This window comes from Acinetobacter sp. YH12100 (assembly GCF_013419135.1).
Taxonomy (GTDB): Bacteria; Pseudomonadota; Gammaproteobacteria; order Pseudomonadales; family Moraxellaceae; genus Acinetobacter; species Acinetobacter pseudolwoffii.
This window is the reverse complement of record NZ_VPAQ01000039.1, coordinates 1-5,211: the sequence shown is the minus strand read 5'-3', so window position 1 is coordinate 5,211 and position 5,211 is coordinate 1. Positions and strand designations below refer to the sequence as shown.

General features: G+C 36.8%; 8 protein-coding genes. 7 read left to right on the top strand and 1 reads right to left on the bottom strand.

Going from position 1 to position 5,211, the window contains the following annotated elements; genetic code table 11:
* The first annotated feature begins 596 nt into the window (after positions 1-596).
* Positions 597-1,022, top strand: coding sequence for a PH domain-containing protein (locus FTU40_RS14845; protein ID WP_180041321.1), 426 nt, complete (start codon positions 597-599; stop codon positions 1,020-1,022).
* Between the two features lie 17 nt (positions 1,023-1,039).
* On the opposite strand, the gene FTU40_RS14840 is transcribed toward FTU40_RS14845, so the two are convergent.
* Positions 1,040-1,456 (bottom strand): conjugal transfer protein TraD, encoded by a 417-nt coding sequence (locus FTU40_RS14840; protein ID WP_087554582.1) that lies wholly within the window; start codon positions 1,454-1,456, stop codon positions 1,040-1,042.
* 279 nt (positions 1,457-1,735) lie between these two features.
* On the opposite strand from FTU40_RS14840, the gene FTU40_RS14835 reads away from it, so the two are divergent.
* The 6 genes from FTU40_RS14835 to FTU40_RS14810 all read left to right on the top strand — a co-directional run bounded on the left by FTU40_RS14835 (position 1,736) and on the right by FTU40_RS14810 (position 4,919).
* On the top strand, positions 1,736-1,891 hold the full coding sequence (locus FTU40_RS14835) for a hypothetical protein (RefSeq protein WP_171521814.1): 156 nt from the start codon (positions 1,736-1,738) through the stop codon (positions 1,889-1,891).
* Positions 1,891-2,838: a MobA/MobL family protein gene (locus FTU40_RS14830; protein ID WP_180041319.1), complete on the top strand. Its 948-nt coding sequence runs from the start codon at positions 1,891-1,893 to the stop codon at positions 2,836-2,838. The genes FTU40_RS14835 and FTU40_RS14830 overlap by 1 nt, the downstream gene beginning before the upstream one ends.
* A complete protein-coding gene (locus tag FTU40_RS14825) occupies positions 2,835-3,335 on the top strand; it encodes a hypothetical protein (protein ID WP_005098403.1) in 501 nt (166 codons plus the stop codon). The genes FTU40_RS14830 and FTU40_RS14825 overlap by 4 nt, the downstream gene beginning before the upstream one ends.
* A gap of 143 nt (positions 3,336-3,478) precedes the next feature.
* On the top strand, positions 3,479-3,772 hold the full coding sequence (locus FTU40_RS14820) for a type II toxin-antitoxin system RelB/DinJ family antitoxin (RefSeq protein WP_005098404.1): 294 nt from the start codon (positions 3,479-3,481) through the stop codon (positions 3,770-3,772).
* Positions 3,765-4,046, top strand: a complete 282-nt coding sequence (locus tag FTU40_RS14815; protein WP_005098405.1) for a type II toxin-antitoxin system YafQ family toxin — start codon at positions 3,765-3,767, stop codon at positions 4,044-4,046. Before FTU40_RS14820 ends, FTU40_RS14815 begins: the two co-directional genes overlap by 8 nt.
* Before the next feature lie 57 nt (positions 4,047-4,103).
* On the top strand, positions 4,104-4,919 hold the full coding sequence (locus FTU40_RS14810; RefSeq protein ID WP_107010146.1) for a hypothetical protein: 816 nt from the start codon (positions 4,104-4,106) through the stop codon (positions 4,917-4,919).
* Positions 4,920-5,211 lie beyond the last annotated feature (292 nt).

Sequence of the window (5,211 nt, the reverse complement as noted above, 5' to 3'; positions counted from 1 at the left end):
TTAATTCGTGTTTTAAATCGTCAAATAAGTATCCTAGATCGAGCTTTGCCCGCTTCTGCGTGTCCGTTTTACGGTCGGCATGCAGTACGTGTGGTAGGAATAAGTGTCACTGGCGTATTGTAGCTATAGTCGAAAGGCTAAACCGCTTACAGGGGAACTTCACATAGGCGGAGCGTTGGGAGTAGTTGCATAGGACTTGTTAAGTTGTACGTTGGGGAAACCCTCGCAGAGATACAGGCAATGTAACGACAGGGAGCGCGTGGAGCGAAGTGCAAGACTTTGAGTCCTTGTCTGCATAGCCAGCAAAGCTATGTGCGGATACGACCGATATACGTGGCTCCGAAGCCAAATATATACAGGTAAATCGGCAATACTTAGGGGATATGTCATTTTTTTAAATGACTGCCCTTAGGGTGAGTATTGCCGAAACTCTCTCAACCGTTTCCAAAGCCAAAGCACGAAGTGCGACGCTTTGGAGGCGAGTTGAGAAGTTGAGAGCATTTGTTTTTAGGTGCTTTTAAGGGCTAGCATGGAGAGATTAGTTGTATACTCAATTTTCTGCTTAGGCTATTTTTTCATATGGAAATGACTATAAAATGTCTTATCAATCTAAAATTGATTTTTGGATTTTTTTAATTCTGACTTCAATAACTTTATTTTTTTTGTATACCTTATATACCTCTATAAACACAGCAACTTTTTATGAATTATTAATAATTTCAATAATTTATTTAATTATTTTTTATATAATTTGGTTGCCTATATTTAATACTGTTTATTATCTTAAAGATACTTCGATAGAAGTTAAATCCATGTTTTTTAAATGGAGTATCCCTTTAAAGGATATTAAAACTATTAACTCTTGTACTAATTTTATTTCAGCTCCAGCTCTTTCTATTAAGCGGATAGAAATTATTTATTTTAGTAAGGGAATGACAGAGGTAATTATGATTTCTCCAAAAGATAGAGGGGCATTCTTGGAAGAATTAAATAAAAAAATTTCTTCTATGAAGCCTCATTGATATTTTTATTAATTGGTTTAATTTTTATCTTTTTTACGTTGATTAAGAGTTTCTTGTCCTAAATCTTTCCAAATCTGCCACTTCATATCATTTGGATCAATTTCAGCCGTTTTAAGCAGTACTCCAAGCAATTCTGCAGGATCTCTTTTATCTAGGTTCGCAATCTCAAAAAGTGCGCCTAATTGGATAAGGTGCCGTGTACGAGCTTTGCGTTCAGCTTCTTTTTCAGCGTTCAATAATTTTCTAACTGCTACCTTTTGTTTATTTGCTCGATCTATAGCTTTTTCAGCTTTGATTAAGGCATTAATCTTTTTTTCTTGGTCAGGGGTACGGTATTGGATTTGAGATAATTCTAATAAAAGCCTTTGAGCATCATTGGGATTTTTTAAAGCAGAAATATACGTGATTTTTTCAGAAAGCCATTCATTAGTCATATTTAATTCCTCAAGTAAGATACCGCAAAAGCACAGGCTCAATTCTCAAAGAACGATAACAAAATAATTACGTCCAATGTCCCCAATTTTGTTAAAGTTCGTTCTAGAGAGTTTCGCCTGTACTTCCATCAAAAATTTGATGGCGCGCTTAGACGTTTCTCAATTTCATTGAGAAACCTAAGCACGTTAGGGACTTCATCCCTAAGACCCTGAAACTTCTTTTTTAGGTAAATTTTCAATTTACTTAAAAAAGAAGTAGAAAAGCCTAGGAGCAACAACATGCAACTAAAACAGGTATTGGGAAAAATCAAAGATATTGTTTTTGGTGTGATCGCAGCACCGCTACTCATCATCATTATGATGCTTGCTTCAATACTCGATCAAAGAGCGTTTAAGAAAGAACGAAACCGAAAAAAGGAACAGGATAAATCCTAATGGCGATAGCTCGTTTAAGTGTCAAAGTCGGTAAGGCAGGCAAAGCAGCACCGCATGCCGAATATATTGATCGGGACGAAGAAAAGAAGCTGAAACAGGAACAGGCAGAATCAGACCTTGAACATAGTGCTTATGGAAACATGCCGAAATGGGCTGAACATAATCCAATTACCTTTTGGGAAGCAGCCGACCTTTACGAGCGCAAAAATGGCAGTACCTATCGAGAATATGAAATTGCCCTACCGAGAGAAATGAATGCCGAGCAACGCCTAGAACTGGTTGAGGATTTCATTCAGTCCGAGATCGGCTCAAAATATCCGTATCAGTTTGCGATTCATAACCCTAAAGCAATGGACGGCAACGATCAGCCCCACGTCCACCTCATGTTTAATGAACGTCTGCAAGATGGAATCGCACGAGATCCAGAGCAATATTTCAAACGCTATAACGGCAAAAATCCTGAACGTGGCGGAGCTAAAAAAGATAATACAGGCAAGAGTTACCAGGAACGAAAAACCGATATTAAAGACCTACGCCAAAGATGGGCAGATTTATGCAACAGCCATTTAGAAAAACATCAAATTTTAGAAAAACATCAAATTGACAGCCGTATTGATATGCGAAGCTATAAAGAGCAAGGCATAGACAAAGAACCTGAAAAGAAACTGCTACCAAGCCAAGCTAAGAATCCTGAAATCAGGGAAGCCCTGCAACAGTCGCGTACAGCCCATAAAGAGCTTGTAGGGCTAGACTTAGGCGACCCTAAAAAAGACCTCCAAGACCTCAAAGACAGCCCAATTTCAGACAAAGAAATTAAACAGGGTATTGAAAGCTTTAAGGCTGATTTTGATAGCTTCAAACAGCTTGCTTTGGAACAGTACAAAGAACAGCAGAAACTAGAACGAGAGCAACAGAAAACCATGAATTTTAAAGGGATGAGCCGATGACACCTGATGAAAAAAAGCTATATGCACTGATGGCAGTTGCAGAACAACAGCAAAACTTAGTCAATCAGGCCGTTAAAGAGCTTCAAATCACCGAAGAACGCATTCAGAAGGTCATCGCAGGTCAAACCCATCATACCGTATCAAAATCGCTAAATACGGGCTTACAGGAGGGTACAGCAGAGCTTGTTAAGACCGCTAAAGCACTTGGACGCTTAAAAAATTCGATTGATTCAGCCAGTGATCAATTCTCATGGAAAATCATCACAATAGTTTTGGGGATTTTTGCCATTCTTATGCTTGGCATCATTTGGTTATTTGCTGTTTATATCAAACCGCTTGAGAATATTTCTAAGATTGAAAGTTTAAGAGAGGATGGTATTCAGCTTGAGATTCGAAGTTGTACTGTTGGAGAAGAATCTAAACCATGTGTGCGTGTGATGAAAGAACAGTGCAATTATGGAAAAAATCATGATTTATGTGTGATCGACCCTATATAGAAAAATTCGAAAACAAAATTTGAAAGTCTGTTATGCCAATAATTAGAGTTTTAATACTCATATTCTTACATCAAAAGTAATGAAAAAGTAAAGATAATGCCTTATATTATCTTTATATTATTGGTTCCTTGGAGGGATTAACCATGTCCGCAGTCAATTTCAATATGCGTTTAGAGGCAGAACTAAAAGAAAAAGTTACTCCTATTTTGGAGGACTACGGTTTAACCATGCCACAGGCATTTAAACTGTTCTTAAATCAAATTGTTAAAACGAAAACGATTCCATTGTCTTTTGATTATGCAAGGGAAACAGCTTTAACCCCTAAAGCAGCAGCAAAGTTGCTTCAATCTCTTAAAGAAATTGAAAATGGGGAGTACACCGAGTACGAAACAGTAGAAGAAGCCATTCAAGCAATGTCGGAAGAAGCTAATGGCTAAACGAAAAATCATCGTAACCAGCTCATTTAAACGAGATATTAAAAGACGTTACTTAGATTTGGTTACGGCTGAATGGGCCGAGGTACTGGACTGTTTAGTCGCTAATAGTCCATTGCCTGAAAAATACCTAGATCACCCATTAAAAGGTGGTGCTGAGTTTAAAAATTGTCGAGATTGCCACGTTAAACCCGATTTAGTCTTAATTTATAGGCTCGTAGGTGATGATGTTTTAGAATTACACCAGTTAGATAGCCATTCAGAGATTTTTGGTTAGGCGACCATTTAGAACTGTTTTAATGTTTTAAAATTAGTAAAAGTTAAGGAAATTTTTATGCTACAACGGTCAAGTTTAGAGAGAAAAGAGTTTAAGGAAGATGAACTTAAACTGATTAAAAAGTTTGATGTAAAGAATCTGGCAGTTATTTTTCCTGAAAATCTTAACCAATTACTGATTTGGACTTCTGAACTTGCTCAACATAATCATGCTCAATTTATTGAGTTTAGTAATAAGTTAGGACTTATGGCTGAGGATAATGTAGAAGAACGAGAAGAAATTAATAAGAAGATTAAGTTTTATAGAAATAGTGCATTTGAAGAAAACCAAATAAAAGATTTCTATCTAAAGAAGCTACTGGATCAGGGGGAAGCGACCGTAAGGGGATATATCAAACATCCGATTAAGCAGAATACGAAATATGCCGTAATTTCTTATCATGGATATGACTTTGTTAGCTTTGCGACGCCTGAGATTATTGAAAAATCTCCCTTAAATTTCATTGATTTTGTGCAAATTGAAGCACCAAAAACACTGGCTGATATACACCCCGATGAAGCTCTACTGCTATCAACTATCAAGGATTTTATAAAGCCCTTTAAAGAACAATATAAAAAAATAACGAGCAAAAATAGGGAGATTAAAGAACATAATGCTGTCGTACATGAAATTTATATAAAAATTAAAAATAAAGAAGCAACTCTGCAAAAATCAACAGACTCGAAGCCTAAAGAATCTAGTCCAAAGTCTACTGAAAATAGTGCTGTACCAGTAGAAATGAAGCAGGTGGCCATTCAGAAAAATATGGCTCCACAAGAAAAGCCGATTACAGTGATTAAGAAGCGAAAGTTTGCTTTAAACAAAGAAAAGTAAATTTTAATTTAAAAATACAAAGAAAAAGCCCATCGAGTATTGAAACTCGACGGGCTTTCGCTTTATATTCAGCGGTACGCAGTTATTTGATGCTTCAACATCAAGTAACGAAGATCAGCGGAGTACCACCTCGCACTGATTTCACACTAAGGCTTGTACCTGAACTCTATTTTCACAATAAACAGTGTTTATATCAAGCCTCAAAATGATAAGTCTTCGTTAATTCGTGTTTTAAATCGTCAAATAAGTATCCTAGATCGAGCTTTGCCCGCTTCTGCGTGTCCGTTTTACG